Raw genomic sequence first — 4,001 nt, forward strand, 5'->3', positions numbered from 1 at the left:
GGGTCCTCGCCGTCGCGGTGTGCATCGGGACAGCGGTCGCGGTGATGCTCAAGCGCCGCTAGGACTAAACCACGACGCGGTGGCGCTCGCCCTTGCGGGCCGCCCGCTCACACCTAGTCAGTGATGTCGGCGTGGTGGTGGCGGGGTGTTCCCTCGAGGGAATGCTCGGCCTGGAAGATCGCGTCTGTGACAAGTTGCCGGACATGTTCGTTCGCGAGGCGGTAGTACACCCGGGTTCCGGCTTGCCGTGTGGTGACAACGCGGCCGAGGCGCAGCTTGGCCAGATGCTGGGACACGGATGCCTGGGATTTCTGGATCAGCTCCGCCAGCTGGTTGACCGGCAATTCGCCGTCGCGCAGCGCAAGAATGATGCGGATCCGGGTGGCGTCGGCGAGCATCGCAAAGACCTCGACGGCGAGCTCGACGTACTGGCTATCCGGCTCCCGGCCGCACACAGCGTTATCTGCATCCATGCTTATATTGTTTCATACGGATAAAATGAGGTATATATAGTGAGCAAGGTGCCGTTCGTTAGCTGAGGCTCCTTCGCGGAAACATGCCAGCGACCCCCAACGTCGAGAGACGCCCCGGGTCAGGACAGGCCGCCCCGGCATTAAGGGGTGGTCCCGATTGGCTCCTGGACACAGTCCGGGTTCACGCCGCGAAGTGCCAAAGGTCTTACGAGGAGGGGCATGTGCGGGCTTCTATGCCTGCCCTCCCCGCGGCGCGTCCAACGGCAGCAGGAGGTGACGGTTCCATCATGAACGATGGTCATAAACCCAGTCTCCCGTCCCGTTTTCCGGATTCTGCTTCAGCGTCCTGAAACCCTGCGCTGATTCCGTCCGGCACGCCGGGCCTGCTCCAGCCAGAGCCTGATCCAGCCAGAGCCTGATCGAGCGAGAGCCTGATCCAAGCGGCACGCAACGTGCCCCTCTACACAACGCAAATACGCCCGCCCATGCCACGCGCCCAGGCGAGGCTTTTCCATGACTTTTTGTGCCCCTTTCCGGGCAGAAGGCCGGTACATCATGACCGAAACCAAGACCCTGCTAGCGCCATCCGCAGCCCTGGACACCGCCCACATCGGCGACATCAAGGGTGCTTTCGGCACCATCCGTGTGAATGACGAAAAGCCGCGCTCGGGCATCAAAGCACGCGTGAAGACCCTGTTGGCGATCATCGGACCCGGGCTGATCGTCATGGTCGGCGACAACGATGCCGGCGCATTCGGCACCTACACGGAGGCCGGACAGAACTACGGAACGTCGCTGCTCTGGACTCTGCTCCTACTGGTCCCCGTGTTGTACGTGAACCAGGAAATGGTGCTGCGCCTGGGGGTCGTCTCCGGCGTGGGACATGCCCGGCTGATCCTGGAGCGCTTCGGCAAGTTCTGGGGCGCGTTCAGCGTGATCGACCTGTTCATCCTTAACGCCCTGACCATCGTCACGGAATTCATCGGCATCAGCCTGGGCCTGGACTACCTGGGCATCCCCAAGATCCCGGGAATCCTCCTGGCCACCGCGGTGATCGTGGGTGCTGCGAGCACCGGTTCCTTCAAGCGGTTCGAGCGTGTCTGCCTGACCCTAGTGGCCGGGTCGCTGCTGCTGGTTCCGATCATCTTCATGGTCCATCCCGACGTCGGACAAGTCGCCCACGACTTCGTGGTGCCCGGCATGCCCAAAGGCGCGGACCTGTCCGCGGTGACTTTGCTGATCATCGGGATCGTTGGAACCACCGTGGCGCCGTGGCAGTTGTTCTTCCAGCAGTCGTACATCATCGACAAGCGCATCACTCCCCGCTTCCTGAAGTACGAGAAGGCCGATCTCTGGCTGGGAATCACCATCGTGATCGTGGGCGCGGCAGCGATTATTTCCTTCACGGCGGCGACGTTTGCCGGCACCCCGGAGTTCGGCAACTTCACGGACGCAGGCGGTGTCGCCGTCGGGCTCGAACAGCACGTCGGAAAGGTCGCTGGTGTCCTGTTTGCGCTGGCACTGATCGATGCCTCGATCATCGGCGCGGCCGCCGTCGGGCTTTCCACCTCCTATGCACTCGGTGACGTCCTGGGGCTCAAGCACTCCCTGCACCGGAAAGTGTCCGATGCCAAAGGCTTCTACGCCGTGTTCGTCGGAGTCCTGGTCCTCTCGGCCATTGTGGTCCTGATTCCGGGCAGCCCTTTGGGTCTGCTCACTGTGGGGGTCCAGGTGCTGGCCGGGGTCCTGCTTCCCTCGGCCACGGTGTTCCTGCTGTTGCTCTGCAATGACAAGCAGGTGCTGGGACCGTGGGTGAACGGGCGGTTCATGAACTTCTTCACCTCGGCCGTGATAGCGGTCCTCGTCATCCTCTCCTTGGTCCTGACCGCCGAGGTGTTGTTCCCGGACATGGGCTCGGACGCCATTCTGGGCATCCTCATCGGGGGTGGCGCCGTCTCCGCCGTCGCGGGGGTTGTGTTCCTGGTGTACCGCGGAATCCATCCCGCAGTGCAGGGCCCGGATGCAGTGGACCGGTCTCAGCGGTCCACCTGGCGCATGCCGCCGATTGCCCTGCTCACCGCCCCCAAGCTGTCCACCGGGCACCGGATTGGCCTGACGGTTCTGCGCGCGTATTTGCTGATCGCGATGATCCTGGTGATCGTCCGGGTGGTCCAGCTCGCCCTTGGCGCCTGATGGTTTCCCGCGTCATCGAGTCCATTCCTTGGATGTCCGATTACAATCTGCTTACCCGCTGGTCCCGCCGCGGACCCAGCCACCGCGCCAACCGCGGCGGGGACAGGAGAATTCCATGAATGATGGGCCCCACCGCCTGCGCGCCGGAAGACGCGCCGGAAGACGCGGCGGAACGCATGCCGGATCACCCGGCGGGGAGGCAAGCTCTCAAGGTCCCCGACATATGCGCCACAAGTCCCGGCGCAAGTCCGTCCTCCTGATCTCGACGACGGCGGTCGCGGCGACCGTGGCCCTGGCGGCCGCCGTCGTGGTCACGTATGTGGGCGCGACGGCGGTTGCGGTGAACAACAACGTCCACCGATCGGACGTCCTCAAGGACCTGAAGACGCAGCCCCAGGCGGTGCCGAAGCTGAGCCAGGACACGAACATCCTGATCATGGGCTTGGATACGAGGGTCGACGAGAAGGGTAAGCCCCTTCCTCCGGAGATGTATGACGCGCTGCACGCGGGGGATGAGAATATCGGCGGCTACAACTCGAACGTCCTGATGCTCATCCACATCCCCGCGGACGGTTCCAAAGCCGCAGGAATCTCGATTCCCCGGGATGACTACGTCCAGGTGGACGGCATCCCCGGAAGCGGCCCGTTCAAGGCGAAGATCAAGGAGGCGTACGGTTACGGTTTCGCTGCGGAGAAGACTTCCTTGATCAACGCTGGAAAGCCCGACGACGACGCCACCTACCAGGCGGCCCGCGACGCCGGGCGCAAGGCCGAAATCGCCACCGTGACCAAGTTCCTGGGCAGCGTGCACATCGACCATTTCCTCGAAGTCACCATGGCCGCGTTCTACCAGACGGCCCAGGCCATCGCGCCGATCACCGTGTGCGTCAACCGAGCCACGCAGGACACCTTCTCCGGGGCCGACTTCAAAGCGGGCATGCAGCAGATCGACGCCAAACAGGCCATGGCCTTCGTGCGGCAGCGCCGGGACACCACCGATCCGACGTACCTCTTCTCGGACCTGGACCGCGAACGCCGGCAGCAGGCCTTCATCGCATCGGTCTCCCACCAGCTCAAGGACGCCGGGACCTTCACCGACATCGGGAAAATGCAGGGTGTCCTGGACGCGGTGAGCAAGAACATCGTGGTGGATTCGGACTTGAACCTGATCCAGCTCGCCCAGCAGGCCACGTCCCTGACCGGCGGCAACATCTCTTTCTCCACCCTGCCGATCACAGGCTTCGGCACCTCCCCGGATGGCGCATCTATCAACACCGTGGACGTCAAGCAGGTGCAGGCGACCGTCAAGGAACTCTCCTTACTCCGGTCCCGCTG

General features: G+C 63.6%; 3 protein-coding genes and 1 riboswitch. Of the genes, 2 read left to right on the forward strand and 1 reads right to left on the reverse strand.

Annotated features, from left to right (window positions below; genetic code table 11):
• Positions 1-113 precede the first annotated feature (113 nt).
• Positions 114-473, reverse strand: coding sequence for an ArsR/SmtB family transcription factor (locus AHiyo1_RS18880; protein ID WP_059389577.1), 360 nt, complete (start codon positions 471-473; stop codon positions 114-116).
• A 47-nt stretch (positions 474-520) separates the two neighbouring features.
• A riboswitch (M-box (ykoK) riboswitch) is annotated at positions 521-695 on the forward strand.
• A 291-nt stretch (positions 696-986) separates the two neighbouring features.
• Between AHiyo1_RS18880 and AHiyo1_RS18885 the strand changes: the two genes are divergently transcribed.
• On the forward strand, positions 987-2,666 hold the full coding sequence (locus AHiyo1_RS18885) for an NRAMP family divalent metal transporter (RefSeq protein ID WP_253257457.1): 1,680 nt from the start codon (positions 987-989) through the stop codon (positions 2,664-2,666).
• A gap of 223 nt (positions 2,667-2,889) precedes the next feature.
• Positions 2,890-4,001: LCP family protein (locus AHiyo1_RS18890; protein WP_059389579.1), on the forward strand; the 1,112-nt coding region annotated here is incomplete at its 3' end.

This window comes from Arthrobacter sp. Hiyo1 (genome assembly GCF_001263615.2).
GTDB lineage: Bacteria > Actinomycetota > Actinomycetes > Actinomycetales > Micrococcaceae > Arthrobacter.